The sequence below is a fragment of the Bacillus cereus group sp. BfR-BA-01311 genome, from assembly GCF_022664295.1.
Lineage (GTDB): Bacteria > Bacillota > Bacilli > Bacillales > Bacillaceae_G > Bacillus_A > Bacillus_A cereus.
In genome coordinates, this window is sequence record NZ_JAKUHC010000004.1 from 453,824 (window position 1) to 474,643 (window position 20,820).

The window sequence follows — 20,820 nt, forward strand, 5'->3', positions numbered from 1 at the left end:
AATAACTCTTCCATCTTTTTATAATGTTTAATATTAAATGTTCTCTATTCAAAACCCACAACAATTTATAGCATCAAATAAAATGTTCTAAATCATATCGTACTACATCTGGTATATACATGGATTTATTTAATATAGTATAAGAAATTTGACGACTATCTCTACAAACAGAATATTTTTTCTCTTCTTGTATTGAAATTAAATCATAAACTAGGAAATAATCACTATCTTTTAATGAAAGTGCACATCCTATTTCCATAATAAGAAATGGGTCAATATGATAAGGAATAAACAATTCAAATCCCGCAGAAACTACAAAAGAATTCTCATTCCAACTAGGGTGACTTATACCTTTAGCTAAACACCATCCTTCCGGTGTTAACCGTACAAACTTTCGACTTCCCTTCTCTATCTGCTCAACCAATCCATATTGAATTGCCAAACTATACCCTAAGTTTTCAACTGATAAAATATTTAGGTCAATCCATTCCTCTGGACTCTCTTGATATTGCCCTACGCTTTGTAGCCAGGATACAGAAAAGTTAGGACTTAGTTTCTGATAGAATCGTTTTAAATTTGTAGCAATATCTCTTTTTCTCCAAATCAATAGCCCATCATCATCTACACTGTACTTCGAATCTTGTTTTTGTAGAACTCCAGTACATACAAAATAGTCTAGGAATTTATAAATCCACACTCGATCCTCCTCGCAAAAATATAAGCTTTGTATTGCTTTTCTAACAAATTTATCATTCTTTGTTTGCTTGCATACAAATTGTGGAACCTTTGTAACATAAGAAAAAAACAACATACATTTCAAAAAAGGTGTATACATTACCTTCTTTGCTTCTTCTGCGAAAACTTTTATCACACACGTCCTACTTTGTTTTCGTATTTCTTCTTGTATATCTGATGGGATCTTTTTATTAATTACTATACCAAAACGAGATAACTCTCGAATACTTACCTCCGATAGTAACTGACTCCTATAACTATAAAATATCATTTCGTTCTGCACCTCACTAGAGAGACAAGGAAAAACAAACTTTTGCAAATAATTTATGTCCATTAGTTTATTTGCAATTTGTGATATTATCCACTTTGTTGAAAAATTATCATTTTCATTCATAAGCTTCAACTCTTTGGCAATGCTAATAATAACTGATTGATTTAACTGCTTTAATGCCTCGGTTAGATTCATATCATTTCTCCTCTTGTTTTCCTACCCATCCCGCTTTGTGTACCTTATATGGAAATCCATAATGAAGAAGACTAACCCTTCTCTTTCTATAATCGTTTTCTTCAATAGTTCCATCTGACACAAGAGAATATAAAAATCCTTCTTCTTTCCCCTCCTCCTTCGGAAGAAGTTTTCCAACCCTTAAATATTCTTCTCTTTCAGATCCTTGTTGATACGATGTCGCAATAATAACCTCCACTCCTTTTAATAGGACTTTTTCCGCTTTTAAAGAAGAAATATTGCAACAACTAATCTGCTTATCATTGAACTGCTTAATCAATACTTCGTTTTGTTTTTCATCACTCTTCCCATATATACTATCTATGTCAAAAAGTTTTCTATACTTCTCTATTAACTCTGTACGATAGGATGTAATTACCGTTTGTTTTTTTGTATATTTCATTAATAATTCTTTAACAACATTATCTTTTTTAGCATTAAACGCAGCTAATTCCCTTTTTTTATTTGTATTATTACCATAACTATTATATTGATGCTTCACTTCTGTAGAAAGTGGTATACGCATTTCTATACAAGTAATAGGGACACTATACCCTTTTCTAATCAATTCTTGATGCAATATTTCATACCATTTTGGTCCAACTAAAGCAAAAACCTTAGCCCCTTGTTCATCCGCTCTTGCTAGCGTAGATGCTAGTGCCAACCTATAACGTGTTTGAATATCAATTGTCCTTTCATAAGATTTAGCAGGTAACTTATGCGCATCATCATAGATGACAAAACCATAACCATTAAATACATCCATATTTTTAACAATATCTGCGTATGTACCAATAGTAACAGGATATTTTTTTTTGTTTTTCAGTTCATATATCCCAATATAATGTTCTGTAAGATCCGTCTTGTCTAATAACTCTTGTTTCCAACGTTCTGCACTTTCCTGATTTTCAACAAGTATTAAGGTCATAGTCTGAAAATATTCCATTATCTTAAGCGCTACAATCGTTTTTCCAGCTCCGGGTGGCATAATAATTGTCCCACCTCCACTAGCTTTACTCTCATATTTCCGAAATGCTTCGGCAGCATCTTTTTGATAATCTCTTATTACGAAAGTCTTGCCACCATATGTTCTAGAAACTAAGTGAACACCTAATGGCTCTCCTGGGTTGAAAGTATAATCTTTGACGAACAAATCATGATTAAATAATATTTTTTTTATTTCTATTCGATGACGCATTGCAAACAATTTGGAATAAGAGTTTGGATTCCCAATTACTTTAGATTCAATAGATTTAATACCTTGAATTTTCTTGATAACATTTTCGTGTTTGGCTACAAGTAATAAATCACCACACTCTTCATGAAACTCCAGTGTCCCATACGCTTGCATATATCTCCGAATTTCCTCTTTAAACGTAACCGAAATTTTCGTATAGGAGTATTCATCTAGTACTTGCAAAATATCCTCAGTTACTAAACCTTTGGCAGCAGCCGTCCACAAAGTATAAGGGGAAATAAGAAAAGTGCTTACTCGCTCAGGGGTTTGAATTACATCAGTAAATGGTAAAAGCTTATTCATTACTTCTCGTTCGGGATCAAGCCAGTCTAACACATATAATTTTTTACTTTTTGCATGAACAATAAGCGGTTTGTTATACATTTCACATCGCTCCAATTCTTATAATCATGCTACTGAGTAATTGGATTGTTGAGTATACAAAGGAAAGGGCCAATCCATTTATTAATAATAAAACAAAACTAAACATAGCTATCCAAAAAATCACATTTTCAAAAGAAGAGCCTACCTTAAAAGTAAATGGAGCTTTATAACGCTTATTATCAAATGGAAGAAATAAACGTACCCCTTGATGAGTAAAATAATCTCCCATAAGATGAAATAAATATCCCATGCTTATTCCTAGCAAAAAAGAATACGGGAAAAGAAAATACAAAAGAGAGATAATAATCCAGGCCACAAAAGAGTGAGTAAGACCTCTGTGTCCAAGTTTCTTTTTTACAAATTTTGCAACGCCCAAAGAACGTCGCCCTATGTATGAATTTGGTTCATCAATATCTGGCAAAAGACTTCCTAACAATATTCCTGTTACATATCCAAATGAAAAAGGATAACCTGATATAAATGAAAGTGTAGCCCCTATTGCAACAGATGTGGCCATATGTGTATCATAACGCACTACTCTTTCCTCTCCCTTATAAGAAAATATAGTAATACTTTTATTACAATATGAATGCTACATATATACTATGACAAACACTATTTATACTGTACTTTTAAGCTTTATCTTATAAAAGTATTCAGCAGCGTTAAGTTAAGTAAAAACAGCAACTGATTTAATTCCTAAACATATTTCAACAAAAATAAAATACATTTTCAATTGTTACTTGTATCTAACAATCGAAAATGCATTTTATCTAGAGGTTACTTTACTTTTAACTAATAAATAGTAACCTTTTATTTTTTCTTCTATTTGTAATTCTCTGCATTCGATTTTTTAATCGCTGATAACCATGGGTGAATCATTTCAAAAATATCCATAAATTCACAACGATATTTTTGTGAGTTTATACTTTACCAAATTTTAATTGTTTGCAATTAAAATTTATTTCAGCTACCTTTTTAACTTAAATACAAAAAACTAAACTCAATAATTATATCAAGTTTCTCATCACCTTCTAATATGACTTCCATAATTATTCTATACTACATATAATAAATAAACCCTGAGGTACAGCGAAACAGAACAAAAATAGCAGAACCTAAATTAATTAGGTCCTGCTATTTTTGTTGAATCCCTAAAACATCACGACCGAAACGCCGCATCCGCAAGCATAGATAATGTTGCATCATCCATCGGTGGATTGTGTAATCCTGCTCTGACGTTTAAATAGTAACGATGGAGCGGATTTTTTTCTGATAAACTTTTTGCTCCTACGATGCGCATCGATTTATCCACTATAGATATCGCCGCATTTGTTACGGCGTATTTCACTGCCGCTAATTCTGCTTGCAGTGACAGTTTATCTTCTGCCTCATCGTATTTTTTCGCAATTTGATATAAAAAGACGCGAGCTTGCATAAGCTCGAGTTCTAATTCTCCAACTAATTTTCTAACATTCGGCAATAAACTAATAGAATGATTTAAACTATTTGGCTTGTATGATTCCGCAAATTGAACTGCATAATTTCTTGCTGATTGTGCAATTCCTAAATAACATGCTGGTATATGTAGCAACCAGCCAATACCCTTTTGTTTCACTTTCCCGCCTTTTACATCCGTAAAAAAGCGGTTGTCTATCTCTACATTTTGTAAGACAAGGTCGTGGCTAGCAGTCCCTCGCATTGCAACGCTATCCCACGTTTCTTCAATAGATACACCGAGTGTATTTCTTGGAATAACAAACTCACCAACTTCTTCACGGCCTTCCATACTTGCTGAAATAATAAAATAATCAAGTACTGGCGCCATCGTTGTAAAAGTTTTTCTTCCATTTATAACCCACTTCTCGCCTTGTTGAGCCGCTATTGTTTCTGGTTTGCCGCCACGCGTCGGACTCCCTGTTTTCGGTTCTGTTGCTGCCCTGTTAAAGAGCGCACCATTACGTACTTCTTCGCAAAACCATTTGAACATCTCATCATTCCAAGAGCGATTTTCCGCTAGCTCCTTCACAATGCCAAGATGCCAGCCAATCGATAATGCAGTAGCTCCGCAGCCTTCCGCGATTTTCTCTTGAAATAAAACGAAGTCATATAAAGAAATCGCACTACCACCAAATTCCTTCGGTAACGTTAATTTCGTATATCCGATATCTTTCAAATCATTTATATTTTCATACGGAAATGATCCTAATTCACTTAGCTGATGCTCCCTTTCCATGAACTTCGGGATCAATTTACTTATTTTCTCAATAATTAAAGATTGTTCTTCTGTTTCAACAAATGAGAGTGCCATACTATAATCTCCTTTATCCCGCTATTTGCGGGCAGTAAAACTCCCACCTAAAAATTCAGGTGAAGCAAAGGAAGTTAGGTGGGAGATCAACTGCCCGTAAACGCCCGATTGGTTCAACTAATAATCAGTGAGAAACCCACCCACTGATTAAAGTTTCACTTTATGCTCGATTCATAAACCGTTCATTTTGTCATTATGATTATATGAAGCTACCTCTCTATTGTTTCACTATTCCGATAAAAATACAATGTTTTTGACTAATAAGAAAAGTTCCTATTTAAGGATAGATCCTTTTCTTATATTAGTCCCCCTTCAATGCTTTTAACGGCAAAGAGGTTACATATCCAATATACGAGAATAATTCTTTAAAGAAGAATGGTATTTCTGTATCTAACGTTTTATATGCTGATGTCGGCGTTGGTGAAGCATATGCTTCAATATTAATATGTTTTGCGATTCTCATTGCGCGTTTCATATGAAGTGGATCACTTACAATCGTGTATGTTTGTATGCCGTTCTCTATTCCAACTTGCTTCGCATTCTTTAAATTTTCTTCAGTGAAAAGGGATTTTGTTTCAATTAAAATATCTTCCTCTTTTACACCTTGTTTCATTGCATATACTCTTGCAGTACGTGCTTCCTCAAGTTCTGCCTCGAACTTTGTACCACCTGTAAAAATAATCTTTTTAATATTTCCGTTCTTATATAAAGAAATCGCATGATTAATTCTTTCTTTAAATACAGGAGATGGTTTTCCGTTCCATGAAGCTGCGCCTAGTACGATACCAGCATCCGTTTTCACGTCATCATTTGCTTTAAAACGATAACTCCAAATATCGTAAGCTGCATAACTTACATATAAAATAGCAGAACAAATCATTAGTAAAAATACTTGAAAGATTCGTCTTTTCTTACTCTTCTTATTTTCTTTCATTTGTAATTGCCTCCGTACATCATCCATACTTCTATAAAAAACATTTATATCAAATCGTTTTGTTTGAGTTTATTTAAAAGAAGGAACTTTACTTGTTATTTATGTATAAAAGGGTTTTCATTTAAAATTGAGGATTATCAATTCATTTTCATTTGCGGTTTTCATTACATTTTTTAAATTCATAAGTTTATTACCATACAACTACATTGTAACGAATTTTTTCTCAGAAGGGAACGATGAAACAAAAGGAATTAAAATAAAGTAGCATTTTGTAAGAAAAAAGGTATATTTTTCATGTCTCACGAACAATATACCTTTCAAAACACGAATTATAACTTTTCTTTATACAACTCTAATTTTTCTAACAATTGTTCTTTTATGCCTGGCCATTCACTCGAGATAATACTGTACACCACCGCATCTCTCACATAACCATTCGGTAATTTTCTTTCATTTCGAAGCACACCCTCTTTTACTGCGCCTAATCTTTCAATTGCTCGTTGGGCTTTTTCATTTCTTGCATCCGTCTTAATTTGTACCCTAAGCATATGCAGTTTTTCAAAAGCATACTGAAGAAGCATATACTTACACTCTGTATTTATACTCGTACGTTGCACACTCGGATGATACCACGTTTGCCCTAACTCAACTGTCTTATCTTCTACTGAAATATTATATAACCGTGTACTTCCTACAATCTTATTCGACTGTTGATCTACGACTATGAAAGGTATTTGAGTACCTCTTCCGTAACCCTTTATTGCTTTTTGAACGTATTGTTGCATATCTTGCACACTATCCATTTTAGAGATTAAATACGCCCAAATATCCCGATTTCCTTCTACAATCGAAAACAAAGTTTCGACATCAATATTATCCATTAACCGCAACTTTGCTCTTTCGTGAATAATTTCCATTTTTAAGCCCCCTTTGTTGTTACTATAACACATCATTAACATAGTTTTATTAATATATATTAATAAATTAGCGACATAAACATATAGTACATCTAAAAATAAAAAATACGATGCCTTTATTCAAGCATCGCACTTATAATTTCACACTACCTACGCTTTTACGATAAATATTCATTTACACAATTTAGCAAACGCCATATATTCAGAACTTACATTATAGTTCAAAGCAACAAATAAGCAATCGGCGTAATAATAAGCAACGTTAAAATCGTTCTCTGCACATATAAAATAATAAGTTCAGATACTTTTAATGGAATATCTGTTGATAATATACAAGGAATGGAAGCGGAGAAAAACAAAATAGATGATACGGAAACAACTGCAATAACAAACTTTGTCACAAGTGGTGCATTAACTACTAATAATGACGGTAAAAACATTTCTGCAATACCAACTGATGCGGCTTTAGCAGCTAAGTCTGCTTCTGGTAATTGTAATAGCCATGTAAACGGATAGAAAATATAACTAATCCAATCAAATATTGGCGTGAACTTCGCTAAGACGATACCAATTAATCCTACTGACATAATGGATGGTAAAATTCCCATTGTCATAATAAATCCGTCTTTTAAATTCACTGCAATATTTTTCATAATGCTCGGTGCAGACTTTGATACTTCTAACGCATCTTCCCAAGCACGTTCTAACATTTTCTCTTTATAAACAGGCTCTGGGAACCCTTCTTCTGTTACATATGTATCTGGTTTTCTACTAAGGGGCGGGATTCTTACGGTGATAGCAGTCACGATGAATGTTACAACAAGTGTAGTCCAAAAATAAACATTTCATAAATGCATAATATCTAATGTTTTTGCGATGATGATCATAAATGTAGCGGATACTGTAGAAAATCCTGTAGCGATAATCGCCGCTTCTTTTGTCGTATACTTTCCTTCTTTATACACGCGGTTCGTAATAAGAAGGGCAAGCGAATAACTTCCAACGAAGGACGCAACTGCATCAATCGCCGATTTCCCCGGCGTATTCCATAATGGCCTCATAATCGGACGACAAAATGTACCGATAAATTCAAGCAATCCATATCCGACTAATAACGCTAAAAACGCCGAGCCAATTGGAACGAGCAAACTTACTGATATGACTAGCTTCTCATACAAAAACGGCCCAATATCTGGCGCAAAGAACCAAGCTGGTCCTACTTTTAAACAATATAATATGCCAAAAACAACGCCAACTACTTTTAAAATAGAAAAACAAATGTCTACGATAGATGCATTCCATTTCTTCGTATAAAATGGATAAATCGCACCAATCGCCATAACAAATAATGCATAATAAGGTACTACGCCAGGAACCGAAGCCCTAATCCACGATACGATATGATCAATCATAATAGACGATGCACCGTTTATCGTAACAGGAACGAAAAACATAAACACTCCAACAAGACTAGCAAGTATAAACCGAAGAATAATCCCCTTCTCTCGCCCTGTCTTAATTACATTACTCTTTAATTCAATTTCACTCAAAATTCCACACCTCCTATTATCTAAATATTCTGTATAATTATGTTATATTCCTTCTTTCCGTTTCTACTATTTAATCATGTGAAAAACCCTATTTTGAAATAGGGTTTTCTATTACCCTTTATAATCATCCACAATCACTTGAATGACACGATAAGATTCTTCGACCACCTTCTCATTACTATTCCTATTTGCGTCATATGTAATTAACGCCTTCCAAAGTGCCCATCCTCTCGCTCTATTCCACGTTTCTTCATCCATGCGTAATACTTCTTTAAATACATTTCTACTATTTTCATCAAAAAATGTCCACGCCATCGCTGCATCACAAGCAGGATCTCCTACACCTAAAATACCAAAATCAATTACAGCACAAAGCTTTCCATCTTTAACGAGTAAATTCCCTGGTGCTACATCTCCATGAACCCAAACTGGCTTACGGTCCCATGTTGAACTAAGTGCTACATTCCAAAGGTGCTTTAATAATGCCTCGTCAAAAACATCCTTATTATTTTCAATAGCAACTCTCGCCTCTTCATCATATACAGATATAAGTCCGCCTCGGTAAAAATTATGTGTTCCAGCTAAAGGTCCGTTACTCGCATTAATAGATTGCAATTCTACTAAAAAAGATCCTAAGTCCGCCGCAAATTCATTTAAATCCCGAACGTTTTGTTTCGTAACTGTTTCTCCCTCTATCCACTTATTAATAGACCAAGGCAATGGATACGCTTCAGACGGATTTCCTTTCGCAAGTGGGGTAGAAATCGGTAAAGAAAGCCCCTTATTTAATATAGGAAGCCAACTATTTTCTTTCTCTACTTGCGGTGCATATGCCACATCACTTGGCAATCTTACACTCATCTCATCCCCTAAGTGAAACGTCCTATTATCATGCCCACTAAACTTTACAGGTTTCACTTCTAAATGGGCCCATTCAGGAAACTGTTCCTGTATTAACTTTTCAACTAAACTTACGTTAATTGGATGCATTCACATTCTCCTTTTCTTTTGAAACTTACTAAGCCCATCCGTACTTCCAACATATTCAAAACTATTTTTCTTATAAAAATCATTCAACGTACGATTATGCCCCACGCAATCTAACTTCAAATACTCTTTATCACATTGCACATTCTCTTCTACCCACCGTAAAATCCATTCTCCTATTCCATTTCCCTTATACTTCCGTTTCACCGCAAATCTATGAATATATAATGAATTAGAAACTTCCTCTTTACCAAAAATATGTTCATCCCATTCATTTTGTTTAGGAGAAACTGTAACCGTACCAACTATTTCAGCTTCTTTCAGAACAACATATGTATATTTCTCTCTTATACATTCTAGTATTTCAGCCGTAGCTTCCTCTCCTAAAAGATACTGCCACTGATCCACTTCTTTATATTGTAGCCATTGTGCTACCTCTTTTAATAAAAGGATAATACTATCACTTTCATTTTCAGTAGCAATTCGAATTGCATATTCTTTACTTATATTTCTCTCCATATTGCCTTTCCCCTTTCAAATTGCTACCATACTGACAAACGCGTTCTACCGTCGTTTTCGTCTGTAACATATTTCACATAAAATCCTTGTTTCCGTACGTTTTCATACATTAATTCAATCGCTTTTTGATCTTTCGCATAAATTTGTATGTATTGAGCATCCACTGCTAATACGATTAGCTCACACTTACTTTCCTTAAACTCTTCATATGTTTCAATATCTATCGCTTTTTCTCCTTTAGGATATGCTTTTAAATCTGCAAAAATAAGATAATATATGTTGTCTTTAACTAACTTTTTCAATGCTAACCCTTCCACTACACTTGGTTCTTCTGGAAATAATGCCTCATCCAATTCACCACGTGCTATTAAGTAGGACTCCTCATCCCTCACTCGCCAATCAAATACAGTAATATCAATTGGCTTTAATACTTTCCAAAGTAAATTATCATATTCATCTAGAATATCTACTGTAAACCCTCTTTTCATATGCTTGCTCCTAACTTATTCATTTTCGTTTCATACATTATATATCAAATGTAATTACTATATTTTGTCGATACATATGTACATCATAAAAAACCGCTCCACTACTAGCGAAACGGTTTCCTTCTGCTTACATTTAAATATTTCATTCAATTGTTGCACTACGTTTTAAAATATTTTTTAATATATGCGCCACATCAGTCGTTCATTCTTAATGCTCACTTCGACTTCACGAAGTAATATAAAAACCATACTGCATGATTTTGTTCATCCGCAGCTATTCTCCGTAACAACTCTTTCAAATGTGCATCCGATGTCTCATCTGAAATTTCCAAATAAAAATCTACTGTTTTTTGTTCATCTTGTATAGCGAACTCTAATCCTTGTAAATACGTATTTGGGCAGTCTTCAGTAATTTGTGGTTTTGGCTGCCTACCAGTTAAGTTCGTATAAATTTGTACAAAGTGGTGGAAATGCTTTATTTCATCATTACGAATTTCAAGAATTTGTTTTTGTTCTACTTGATTTGGAGCCATATTTGCTAATTTTGCATAGCAGCTTATAGCGCTATACTCTCCATTAATAGCTTTTTCAATATCACTAATTAACTTATCATTCTGCCTATACCAATCATAATAATTCGAATTATACATCATATCCCCCCATACTTTCGCTTAACATTTTATGCATTTAGAAATAGTAGGAGCCTGTGTATATAACGGGACGGCTTTAGATTGAAAGAAAAGTTTGAGAAAAGGGTCTATTTTGTAAAGGAATTGCTTATTCATAAAGTGAAACTATAATCAGTGGGGATTTTACTACACGGCAAATAGCGGATAAAATATCACTATTTTTTTGTACGCTGTTGCTATAAATTCGCGAATGAATCAGGTTTCCAACCAGATGTGGTGTTGAGATGCGAAGCTATTATGAATCCAGTCATATAACTAGGAGGTACCACTATGCCATCTTTATTTAAAACTATGGCCTTCCAGCTGAAAACCGAAAGACTTGAGCTTAATATGTGGGAGGAATCCGATTCCGTTTGGCTGAGCAAATTAATTGGCGAACGTGGCGTGGACATTCCAGCCGTTGATTCCGTTCGTAACCGGCTTATTGAGATGCGCAAGAAGGCAGATGAAAATGGTATTTCCCTTCTCACTATTCGAAGGAGAGACGAAGGCGATTTCATTGGGTACTGTGGCTTAATTATCGGTCGTTCCACACTTGAAGAGCCGGAGATTGCATACGAGTTGTTCCGCAGCGCTCATGGTAAAGGTTATGCGACTGAGGCCGCATCTGTTGTACTGGACGCGGCGATTGCTACTGGGCGCCAAAGACTTTGGTCGACTGTAGGTGCTTGGAATATCGCTTCCCTCCGGGTACTAGAAAAGATAGGATTTAAGCGGCATCACAGTACGTGGGATGATGAACGTGGTGAGATTGTTTGGAACGTACGCGATCTTTAAAGATTTCGCCTTAATTCTAAACACTACACTTTTCAACAATCAAGCATTTACATTGAGAAAAAATCACAAACAAGCCGTTTCACTAATTAGTGAAACGGCTTGTTTTTAAGCGTTCAATTCTGTTTTATGCCCTTTTACTACACTACGTTTGAGTGCAGTTGCTAATATAGTAACCATACTTACTATACCAATCCAAACGAGTACAGTAACAGGTGTATTCCAGCTTAACCCTTTTCCGAAGAAGAAGATTTCTCTTAGGCCTTCAATCATAAATTTCATTGGTAACCATGAGTAAACCCAGTCTTGATAAAACGGAGACAACATCTCAGGTGCTAATGATAATAACGGTGCCCCGAAGAATAGTAATAAAGCGAATAAACCGATTCCTTTTAGCCCAACTAATGATAGTACTGCAGATATCATTAAGAAGAAACTAAAAGAAGTAATGGATAAGAATAGAACTGTATCCGTGAAGTTCGAAATATTTAACCCTACCATCCCATCTGCAATCCATGTAAGACCAAACCCAATTACAAGTGTCGCAATAGCTCCTGTTACGATTTGTTTTACTTTTAACAGAAAGTTTTCTTTTCTTGAGCTTACTGGCATTTTACTAATCGCAATAAAAATAATCGCTGCACTAGCTAAACTTGCAATCCATAACGGCTGGAATAATGATATTGGTGAGTTACCGTTCGCACTATTTTTGCCGACCTCATTCACATTTTTCACGTTCTTTACAATAGGTGTTACTAATTTCTCAGCTTGATCTGTTGTTACAGTAGCTCCTTTTGCTTTCAACCCTTCTAATATTTGTGTACGAACAGTATTGTTCATATTATCAACAATCGCCTGTAATATTTGCCCTGCCATAGTTGATGCAGCCGTATTCATTCCTTGATTAATATATATTTCTATCTCGGGTGAAGATGGTTGCGGTGTTCGTAATGACGCTTGTTTTGCGCTAAATTCTTTCTGAATGACTAACGCTGCATAGTACTCTTTATTATTTAACCCTTTTTGAACTGCTTCCTTATTTTTCACTTCTACCCACTTTACCGCAGGTTCTCCTCCATCTGATTTCGATGATTTTTTCACCGTATCAACAATTGTTTGCCCTATATTCATTTTAGCTTGATTTGGAATTTCTACACCTTGATCCTCATTTACAATTGCAATTGGCAAGTTTTTCGGCTGAGGTTGAACGGTTGGAAATAATGTTAATGAAAAAATAAAAACAACAAGTAGTGCAATAACTGGTGATAAAAATAAAAGTTTATTTTTAAACATTTTCTTTTCTCCTCCCTTAATTTGATCTATAATAACCAACAACGTGTTGTTTATTTATATTTTGAATTATATGTTCGAGTTGAACCTTATACAATAATCAAAAATCGTGAATGTGTTGGTTATAAGACACATTTTCCAAATGTGTTGAGTAAAATTAAGGAGGGATATGCTTTGCGCGATAATAATTTAGATTTGCGTGTTGTTCGTACGAAAACTGCCATACGAAATGCATTGGTGGAGCTAATTGAAGAAAAAGGTTTTGACGCCATTACAGTGAAAGATATTACAACGAATGCAAACATTAATCGCGGTACTTTCTATGCGCACTATCAAGATAAATTTGATTTAATGACAAAATGCCAAGAAGACATTATGTACGAGTTTTCTAGCATTGCTAAACAGAAATTCCCGGAAGTTATTGCTGACCTTGGATCAAATCTTTCTCCAACAATGCCATTTATACTTATCACTTCTATTCTTGAATTTCTAAATGAAAATAGTGATTTTATGAGAGCTGTACTAAGTCCGAAAGGAGATTTATCTTTCCAAACAAAACTGAAAGACTTTATGTGGAAAACATTATTTGAAGATACGAATGGTCCTCTCATTAATAAGGAGAATTTACTTGTTCCAAGCGAATATTTAACTTCTTATATGGCATCTGCACATATAGGTGTCATCCAACAATGGTTAAATAATGGACAAAAAGAAACACCTGAGGAGATTGCTCGTATTTTATCAACAATCGCCGTTCATGGACCTTTTTATGCGGCTGGTTTAAAGAAATGAGTTGTTGCAAAATAAAAGATCATCCACTATTTATAGCGGATGATCTTTTATTTCATTACAACACTTCAATATACCCTTCTGTTCCATGTACTCGTATTCGTTGCCCATCTTTTATTAATTTCGTAGCATTCTCTACCCCGACAACTGCTGGTAATCCATATTCACGTGCGATAACCGCTCCATGGGTCATCAGCCCGCCGACTTCAGTGACTAATCCTTTTATAGATACAAATAATGGTGTCCAGCCAGGGTCAGTAAACGCAGTAACTAATATATCTCCTTCTTCTAAATTCGCTTCTTCCATGTTTAAAATAACGCGAGCTCTTCCCTCAATCACTCCTGAAGAAACAGGCAGGCCTACAATCGCGTCAGCTGGAAGGTTTTCACGTTTATATTTACCTGTAATGATTTCTCCATCAGACGTCATTACACGCGGAGGCGTTAGTTTTTCATATAATTTATAATCATTTTTTTGTTTATGAATAATTTCGTAATCTAGTTTCTTCGTGCGAACAACTTCGTGAAGCTCTTCAAAAGTTAAATAGTAAATATCATCAACTTCATGAATAACACCGCTCTGCACAAGTTGCTCAGCTTCTTTCAATAACGCCTGCTTATATATGAAATAACGATTAATCATACCGTATTTTGGATATTCACGATAGCCAATAAAATTACGGATATTACGAATCATTCGCTTCGTTTCTTCTACTTTTTGTTTACTATCCGGCAAGTGCTGCAATCGGTCTAATAATTCTTCTTCTTTTTTTAAAGCTTCTTGCAGTCCTTCTTCAAACTTCCGCTTACTCGCACCATATTCAAAGTCTCTTATATTATTTAATATCATTGGGATAATGGTTGTTGGCTTCTCACTCCAGCGCGTTTTCGTAATGTCGATTTCTCCGCTACATCTCATTCCATATTTATTTAGAAAAGCAATGATTGTATCTCGAGCTTTTTCTCCGCCGTTATACTGAACAAGTTCATCTAAAAAGTTATCCTCTTCTACATGTTGTAAATACGCAATAACTTCTGGATACGGCCGAATCACATCAGCAACATCCATTAATGCTAGCCCCATTTCTGACGTAATATTATTTTGTACCGATTGAGAAAGCGCGTCTGCTACATTCTTTTCGCCTAGCCATTGCTCCATTTTTTCATTGATCCAAGCCGAAGCATTCATACCTGCCATAATGACCGCTATACTTTGCGGGTTAAATAATACTTTCTTTAATTGCTGAATGTCTTCTAAAATAAAATCAAGTACATCCACCCCTGATTTCGTTTGCATGTTTCGTTTTAACTCTTCGATTGATGCTTCACTATTCTTTATTAAATCTGTAACGATTGCTGAATCAATTTCGATTTCTGGTTGCGAACTTACTGGTGGCTTACTTTTACTAGCACTCTTTTCTTTTTCTTCATTCGGTAATAATTTAATAAAATGATCTCGCTCGATTATAGTCGTTAATGCATCTCTTACGAGTGGATCCGACTTCCCTAAAGTGTTTACTAAATAAGCTCTGCTAGCAGGTAAAGCTAATTGTTGCGTAGCATCTACAAACAGCCTTCCCCCCGCTTTGCGCATAGGAGCATTAGTCGTTAACAAGAAAAAGGATAACCCTAATGGTTTCATCGCATCGGTCATCATTTGTTGATGACCAACTGATATATACACATGGTTTCCCTCATCATTTTCTTCCGGAATTGGATATAAAGTTGTTATCGGACGACTTTGGACAATATAAAATGCATTATCAACTAAACACCATTCAATATCTTGCGGACAGCCAAAATAAGCTTCAATCTGCCTTCCAATCTGTGCGAGCTGTAATATTTGTTGGTCAGATAGTGTTTGAATTTTTTGCTGAACCGGATTATTCTGTTTCGTCTCAGTTCCGCCCTCTTTTAAAGCATAAATAGCTAATTTTTTAGTTGCAATCATCTTATCGATGATTTCGCCTTCTTTTACTTTATAATTATCGGCAGAGACGAGTCCCGATACTAATGCCTCACCAAGTCCAAAACTGGCATCGATTGATAACACCTTCCGGTTAGAAGTAATCGGATCAGCGGTAAATAAAATTCCTGAAGCCTGCGGGAAAACCATTTTTTGAACAACAACACATATAGAAACTTGATTATGTTCAAAACCATTTTGCATACGGTACATGACTGCTCGCTCTGTAAATAAAGAAGCCCAGCACTTTTTTACATGCTGTAAAATTGCGTTTTCTCCGATAATATTTAAATACGTATCTTGTTGCCCAGCAAACGAAGCATACGGTAAATCTTCAGCCGTAGCACTAGAACGCACGGCATACGCATGTTCATTTCCAAAACGTGAGAGATAATGAGCTACTGATTCCACTACATCAACTGGAATTTCCACCGCCATAATGACTTCTCTAATCTTCTTACTAATTTCACCAATTTGATCTCGTTCCTCAATTTTTAGCATTTTTAATTGATTCAACAAAGTTTGAAATGCTTCATTTTTTCCGATGGCCTGTTCATACCCTACCGTTGTAACACAAAATCCTTCTGGCACTTGTATCCCTTGAATATTGGATAACTTCCCTAAATTCAATCCTTTTCCACCAACAAGTGAAAGCTGCATTTTTTCTATTTCCTGAAAACCGAGAACGAAAGAACTCATTTGGCACCTCTCCTTACTATTCATGTGTTCTTGATTGTAGCAGTAGTAAATACGAATAAACAGTCTATTTCGAACTTGATTTACATGATATAATTAAGTTAGGAAGAGATTAAAAAATGCCCCAGTTGCATAATGAAGTAACTGGGGCTCCTTATTTCCGCTCAATTTTAAATTATAATTTATTCACAACTAACTTCAATGTACTTCTGTTTTTCCCCTTTTTTCTAAAACGCCATTAATTATCACACACAATTCTTACCTCGACAAATAGTATATAACCCGAAATACGCTTTAGTTTAACCTCCTGTGAGCCTTTTCACAGGAGGTTTTATACATACATATATTATTTATAATGAATTAGTTCTCCTATTTTCCCAAAAAAAGGATGATTGTATTGGAAATGAAAAAGCTTCAAGGAATTTATGATGATGTTATTAGTTTAGGGGAAAATTGTTATACCGCTATTCATCTGAAAAAATATAGGCTGCGGAAATATTCAGGTCCTCTAGATTGGTTTGAATCACCCAATCTTTCTTCTATCAATACATTATTGAAAAATAATTTTATAGACTTTATGGATTTAAAAAACATGCACGCAATGCCGGAACAAAATATTGTGTTTAATGATGGTGTGATACAACCTGTTTTTTCTCATATTATAAAAGACACAAAATATAACGTAACATCTTATCATGATTTCCCTGTTATTCCAAATGAAGATTGGTTCATCACATACCATGATTTTAAACAAAAATTAGATCGAAGAATTGATAACTTTTACGAAAAAATTCATCATTCACAATCCATTTTATTTGTTAGATGGGGCGGAAACTTGACTGAAGCACTAGAATTACAAACCGTTTTATCGAATATTGTTAAAAATAATTTTAAGATTCTTTTACTCTATCCAACAGGACTTGAAAATGAAATAAACGAATTAGAATGGGGGCTTGATCATGTTTTCCCTATTCAAGTTTCAAGTAATTATCAAAATAAAAGAACTTGGTATATCCTCTTAAAAGATATACACTTAAACTCAAAATAATAGTAGAAACTACGACTTTACAATCAATATTTTTTGTTTGCACTTTATATAAATTGATATGTCTCCACATTAATTCTAGGAGTAAATTATTGTTTTTTTAATCCCCCACTCATTCTTTTCTCAGATCCTCCAAAATGGATTTGAGAAATTAGGGAACTATAATGTCGTATTAACATATATTAAGGGGGATAAAAAGTGGACAATGAGATGAATTATGGAAGTGATTATAAGTTTATTCCAGCAACTTCAATTGAAAGTGGTCATGGCATCGAAGTATTGCCTGATTTATTTTGTTACACGATTCAAATCGTCAACATCTGTTTTGTTGGAAATCCCGAGAGCAATGATTTTGTTTTAGTTGATGCTGGAATGCCTAAATGTGCAAATGAAATTATCTCTGTCGCTGAGGATCGATTTGGTACAAACAGCCGCCCAAAAGCAATTATTTTAACTCACGGGCATTTTGATCATGTTGGTGGAATAATTGAACTCATTAAGTATTGGGATGTTCCCGTCTATGCCCATCAAATGGAGATACCTTTCCTGACCGGACAACAAAGCTATCCTGAACCAGATCCAACAGTTGAAGGTGGTATGGTAGCGAAAATGTCCCCTCTGTTCCCTAACGAACCGATTGATTTAGGAAGTAGCATAAAAGTACTTCCTACAGATGGAACTGTTCCCCATATGCCAGAGTTTAGATGGATTCATACACCAGGACACACTCCAGGTCATATTTCATTATTCCGAGAAAAAGACCGAACATTAATTGCTGGGGACGCTTTTGTTACGGTGAAGCAGGAATATCTATATAAGGTAATTACTCAGGAACAGGAAATAAGCGGTCCGCCTCGTTATTTAACAACAGACTGGAAAGCCGCTAAAGAGTCAGTTATTAAGCTAGAGAAGTTAAAGCCTCTAACCGCTGTTACTGGACATGGGATACCGATGTCAGGTGAATTGCTATCAACAAGCCTCAATACACTCGCTCAAGAATTTGATAAAATTGCTACACCTGATTATGGAAAATATGTAGATAAAAACATAAATTAAACAAAAAACTAAAATGTATCACAAAATCAAAACGTCAAAGGATATTAAAATATGTAAAAAACAATAATTTTAGACAACATCTTTATTTTAAGAATGGAACTATCCTTATTGAATAAAACTCGATATTCCGCAAACACTACCTGTAGTGTAGCCTGCTTCTTACCCAGGTTGTACTTCTTACCATAAAAAAGAGCAGTCATAATAAATAACTGCTCTTTTTACTTTTAACATACTTTTTTAAATTTTGTTCATACCATACTTAATCCATAATACGATTTAACTAAATTTTATTTCAAAGTTTTTAGTTTCAAAAAATCCGATACATCTCATGACCTTACTACATTATTAACTTTTGTTCTCTGTCTGCTACCCCTAGACCATTGCAAACAAAGTATAAAAATAAGAACAATATCAATGAAATCCCCGCCATAATACATCAGCACGCCTCCCATTTCAGCTTGTTCAGTAACTACACCAGTAGGCGGATGAGCATATATGTATTTTGATAATATCCCATGACCAGCTGATGCAATTATTAAAATAATTGATCGGTACATATAGCTATACCTATGGGATATTAAATCAACATAAATCATTGATGTGGTAAACAGATATCCTGCAATAAAAACGTGGAAATGTATGAACAAATGAAGAAGTATACTTTCGTGCATCATCGAGTATAAGCTAGTCGTATAGAGAATCCATAGTCCTCCTAAATTAAGCAAGGTTGCGATGATTGGATGAGTAAGAAGTTGTAGAGGCCTACTCTTTAGTATCCTTGAAAGACGTCGTGCTGCTTTCACATTGAGCGTTCGTAAAAAAAGAGTCATTGGAGCGGCTAATGCTATAAAAATTGGAGCAAGCATCCCAAGGAGTAAATGCACAAGCATATGCACTGTGAAATCATTATGAGCACGATGAGCTAAGGGCCCAACAACTGCTATTGCCACACAAATAAGTCCTAAAATCCAGAAGACACTTCGATATAACGGCCATCGTTTGTAATGGCGATTTGATAAAATCGTGGCTACTATATAAATTATTAACATAATTAAAATGAATACGAATAGTAAAATATCCAGTGCATTCCATATTTCATGATGAAGATGGTTATTGTTCATTTAAGCTTTTACCTCTCAATAATCTTTCATCAGTTCTTGTCTGAAAAACTAGCAGAATGCCAATTAAGAGCATTACAGTCGCAATTATGTTCCATATTACGTCGTAGATAAGAACATTATCTACGTATCGAATCTGATGTATTTTCATTAGTTTATGTTGAATTATACCGTCATATAATTGAAATCCACCACTACCAAGCATTAATCCGCTCCACCATCTTTTCAACCAAAATGCATTTCTACGACGAAGATCAGCAACCATAAACAAGGAACCAATCGTTGCAAACCAACTAAAAGCATGAAAAAGACCATCTGAAATGAGTCCAATATCTGTTGTAGATTTATCATAAAAATGGTGCCAATGCAGCAGTTGATGAAAAATAGTTTCATCTATAAAAGCTACTAACCCTAGCCCAAACAAGATACCTGACCATAGATTACGGGTCAAATAAACAGAAGAGGTTAAATAGCTTGTATTATCAGTTTTGGTAACCATTAAATCCTATCCTTTCCACTAATGTACATTATTATTTTTCCCAAAAGAAAAATGTGCTAAACATACTTAGTGCCAAAGGAAAATAACATTCAACTAGATGTATCATATAAATACTTATTCTCAAGCATATTTAATATTTGGTTAAAACTCACTAAAAAAGCTTTAAGAGGTTCACTATTCTAAAATAGCGCTAGTACAATTTCTTTAACACTTTAGAATGAATCTATATTTTTAGCATTTAATCAATTTATTAACAATGGAAATTACCATTGAGTCTTAACTAATTGACCTATAAATAAACTATAGTTTTCCTCTAAAGATAATTTCCATA

At 34.6% G+C, this 20,820-nt stretch carries 18 protein-coding genes and 1 pseudogene; 4 read left to right on the forward strand and 15 right to left on the reverse strand.

Features of this window, described 5'->3' with window-relative positions:
* Positions 1 to 73: 73 nt before the first annotated feature.
* The 11 genes and pseudogenes from MR136_RS12970 to MR136_RS13020 all read right to left on the reverse strand — a co-directional run bounded on the left by MR136_RS12970 (position 74) and on the right by MR136_RS13020 (position 11,217).
* Positions 74 to 1,201, reverse strand: coding sequence for a hypothetical protein (locus MR136_RS12970; protein WP_242259444.1), 1,128 nt, complete (start codon positions 1,199 to 1,201; stop codon positions 74 to 76).
* 1 nt (position 1,202) lies between these two features.
* Positions 1,203 to 2,861 (reverse strand): DEAD/DEAH box helicase family protein, encoded by a 1,659-nt coding sequence (locus tag MR136_RS12975; RefSeq protein WP_242259445.1) that lies wholly within the window; start codon positions 2,859 to 2,861, stop codon positions 1,203 to 1,205.
* A 1-nt stretch (position 2,862) separates the two neighbouring features.
* Positions 2,863 to 3,396 (reverse strand): metal-dependent hydrolase, encoded by a 534-nt coding sequence (locus MR136_RS12980; RefSeq protein WP_044784035.1) that lies wholly within the window; start codon positions 3,394 to 3,396, stop codon positions 2,863 to 2,865.
* A gap of 627 nt (positions 3,397 to 4,023) precedes the next feature.
* Positions 4,024 to 5,172, reverse strand: a complete 1,149-nt coding sequence (locus tag MR136_RS12985; protein ID WP_078421491.1) for an acyl-CoA dehydrogenase family protein — start codon at positions 5,170 to 5,172, stop codon at positions 4,024 to 4,026.
* Positions 5,173 to 5,473: 301 nt separating this feature from the next.
* Entirely contained in the window at positions 5,474 to 6,106 is a 633-nt protein-coding gene (locus tag MR136_RS12990) for a YdcF family protein (RefSeq protein ID WP_000662215.1), read from the reverse strand.
* 329 nt (positions 6,107 to 6,435) lie between these two features.
* A complete protein-coding gene (locus tag MR136_RS12995) occupies positions 6,436 to 7,023 on the reverse strand; it encodes a GNAT family N-acetyltransferase (protein WP_000402578.1) in 588 nt (195 codons plus the stop codon).
* 221 nt (positions 7,024 to 7,244) lie between these two features.
* Positions 7,245 to 8,573 (reverse strand): annotated as a pseudogene (locus MR136_RS13000) (YjiH family protein).
* Between the two features lie 111 nt (positions 8,574 to 8,684).
* Positions 8,685 to 9,563, reverse strand: a complete 879-nt coding sequence (locus MR136_RS13005) for an aminoglycoside phosphotransferase family protein (protein ID WP_061457395.1) — start codon at positions 9,561 to 9,563, stop codon at positions 8,685 to 8,687.
* Positions 9,564 to 10,079, reverse strand: coding sequence for a GNAT family N-acetyltransferase (locus tag MR136_RS13010; protein ID WP_000440749.1), 516 nt, complete (start codon positions 10,077 to 10,079; stop codon positions 9,564 to 9,566).
* A 23-nt stretch (positions 10,080 to 10,102) separates the two neighbouring features.
* Positions 10,103 to 10,567, reverse strand: coding sequence for a DUF2691 family protein (locus MR136_RS13015; protein WP_061457396.1), 465 nt, complete (start codon positions 10,565 to 10,567; stop codon positions 10,103 to 10,105).
* A 215-nt stretch (positions 10,568 to 10,782) separates the two neighbouring features.
* On the reverse strand, positions 10,783 to 11,217 hold the full coding sequence (locus MR136_RS13020; protein ID WP_000282827.1) for a ferritin-like domain-containing protein: 435 nt from the start codon (positions 11,215 to 11,217) through the stop codon (positions 10,783 to 10,785).
* A gap of 309 nt (positions 11,218 to 11,526) precedes the next feature.
* Here MR136_RS13020 and MR136_RS13025 point away from each other — a divergent pair, with 309 nt between their 5' ends.
* Positions 11,527 to 12,033 carry a GNAT family N-acetyltransferase gene (locus MR136_RS13025; protein ID WP_061457397.1) on the forward strand — a complete coding sequence of 169 codons (507 nt, stop codon included), beginning with the start codon at positions 11,527 to 11,529 and terminating at the stop codon, positions 12,031 to 12,033.
* Positions 12,034 to 12,138: 105 nt separating this feature from the next.
* On the opposite strand, the gene MR136_RS13030 is transcribed toward MR136_RS13025, so the two are convergent.
* Positions 12,139 to 13,323: a YhgE/Pip domain-containing protein gene (locus tag MR136_RS13030; RefSeq protein ID WP_078421490.1), complete on the reverse strand. Its 1,185-nt coding sequence runs from the start codon at positions 13,321 to 13,323 to the stop codon at positions 12,139 to 12,141.
* A gap of 171 nt (positions 13,324 to 13,494) precedes the next feature.
* Here MR136_RS13030 and MR136_RS13035 point away from each other — a divergent pair, with 171 nt between their 5' ends.
* Positions 13,495 to 14,112, forward strand: coding sequence for a TetR/AcrR family transcriptional regulator (locus MR136_RS13035; protein ID WP_078421489.1), 618 nt, complete (start codon positions 13,495 to 13,497; stop codon positions 14,110 to 14,112).
* A 55-nt stretch (positions 14,113 to 14,167) separates the two neighbouring features.
* Here the strand turns inward: MR136_RS13035 and ppsA are convergent, their stop codons facing one another.
* The gene (gene ppsA, locus MR136_RS13040; protein WP_078421488.1) at positions 14,168 to 16,774 is read right to left on the reverse strand and encodes a phosphoenolpyruvate synthase; all 2,607 of its coding nucleotides are present in this window, start codon (positions 16,772 to 16,774) and stop codon (positions 14,168 to 14,170) included.
* Between the two features lie 385 nt (positions 16,775 to 17,159).
* On the opposite strand from ppsA, the gene MR136_RS13045 reads away from it, so the two are divergent.
* Together MR136_RS13045 and MR136_RS13050 are read left to right on the forward strand one after the other, a co-directional pair.
* Positions 17,160 to 17,819: a DUF1796 family putative cysteine peptidase gene (locus tag MR136_RS13045; RefSeq protein ID WP_050552316.1), complete on the forward strand. Its 660-nt coding sequence runs from the start codon at positions 17,160 to 17,162 to the stop codon at positions 17,817 to 17,819.
* 195 nt (positions 17,820 to 18,014) lie between these two features.
* Complete coding sequence (locus tag MR136_RS13050; RefSeq protein ID WP_000368273.1) at positions 18,015 to 18,872, forward strand: MBL fold metallo-hydrolase; 858 nt, start codon at positions 18,015 to 18,017, stop codon at positions 18,870 to 18,872.
* Positions 18,873 to 19,198: 326 nt separating this feature from the next.
* Here the strand turns inward: MR136_RS13050 and MR136_RS13055 are convergent, their stop codons facing one another.
* Positions 19,199 to 19,993 carry a cytochrome c oxidase assembly protein gene (locus tag MR136_RS13055; RefSeq protein ID WP_001063489.1) on the reverse strand — a complete coding sequence of 265 codons (795 nt, stop codon included), beginning with the start codon at positions 19,991 to 19,993 and terminating at the stop codon, positions 19,199 to 19,201.
* Entirely contained in the window at positions 19,983 to 20,489 is a 507-nt protein-coding gene (locus MR136_RS13060; protein WP_000256787.1) for a DUF2243 domain-containing protein, read from the reverse strand. The genes MR136_RS13055 and MR136_RS13060 overlap by 11 nt, the downstream gene beginning before the upstream one ends.
* Positions 20,490 to 20,820: the final 331 nt, after the last annotated feature.

Excerpts from the sequence above, each read along its gene's own strand:
- MR136_RS12995 (WP_000402578.1), bottom strand. The coding sequence starts at position 7,023 with ATGGAAATTATTCACGAAAGAGCAAAGTTGCGGTTAATGGATAATATT.
- MR136_RS13060 (WP_000256787.1), bottom strand. The coding sequence starts at position 20,489 with ATGGTTACCAAAACTGATAATACAAGCTATTTAACCTCTTCTGTTTAT.
- MR136_RS12990 (WP_000662215.1), bottom strand. The coding sequence starts at position 6,106 with ATGAAAGAAAATAAGAAGAGTAAGAAAAGACGAATCTTTCAAGTATTT.
- MR136_RS13045 (WP_050552316.1), top strand. The coding sequence starts at position 17,160 with ATGATTGTATTGGAAATGAAAAAGCTTCAAGGAATTTATGATGATGTT.
- MR136_RS13015 (WP_061457396.1), bottom strand. The coding sequence starts at position 10,567 with ATGAAAAGAGGGTTTACAGTAGATATTCTAGATGAATATGATAATTTA.
- MR136_RS13025 (WP_061457397.1), top strand. The coding sequence starts at position 11,527 with ATGCCATCTTTATTTAAAACTATGGCCTTCCAGCTGAAAACCGAAAGA.
- MR136_RS13030 (WP_078421490.1), bottom strand. The coding sequence starts at position 13,323 with ATGTTTAAAAATAAACTTTTATTTTTATCACCAGTTATTGCACTACTT.
- MR136_RS13010 (WP_000440749.1), bottom strand. The coding sequence starts at position 10,079 with ATGGAGAGAAATATAAGTAAAGAATATGCAATTCGAATTGCTACTGAA.
- MR136_RS12985 (WP_078421491.1), bottom strand. The coding sequence starts at position 5,172 with ATGGCACTCTCATTTGTTGAAACAGAAGAACAATCTTTAATTATTGAG.
- MR136_RS13020 (WP_000282827.1), bottom strand. The coding sequence starts at position 11,217 with ATGTATAATTCGAATTATTATGATTGGTATAGGCAGAATGATAAGTTA.
- ppsA (WP_078421488.1), bottom strand. The coding sequence starts at position 16,774 with ATGAGTTCTTTCGTTCTCGGTTTTCAGGAAATAGAAAAAATGCAGCTT.
- MR136_RS13005 (WP_061457395.1), bottom strand. The coding sequence starts at position 9,563 with ATGCATCCAATTAACGTAAGTTTAGTTGAAAAGTTAATACAGGAACAG.
- MR136_RS12975 (WP_242259445.1), bottom strand. The coding sequence starts at position 2,861 with ATGTATAACAAACCGCTTATTGTTCATGCAAAAAGTAAAAAATTATAT.
- MR136_RS12970 (WP_242259444.1), bottom strand. The coding sequence starts at position 1,201 with ATGAATCTAACCGAGGCATTAAAGCAGTTAAATCAATCAGTTATTATT.
- MR136_RS13055 (WP_001063489.1), bottom strand. The coding sequence starts at position 19,993 with ATGAACAATAACCATCTTCATCATGAAATATGGAATGCACTGGATATT.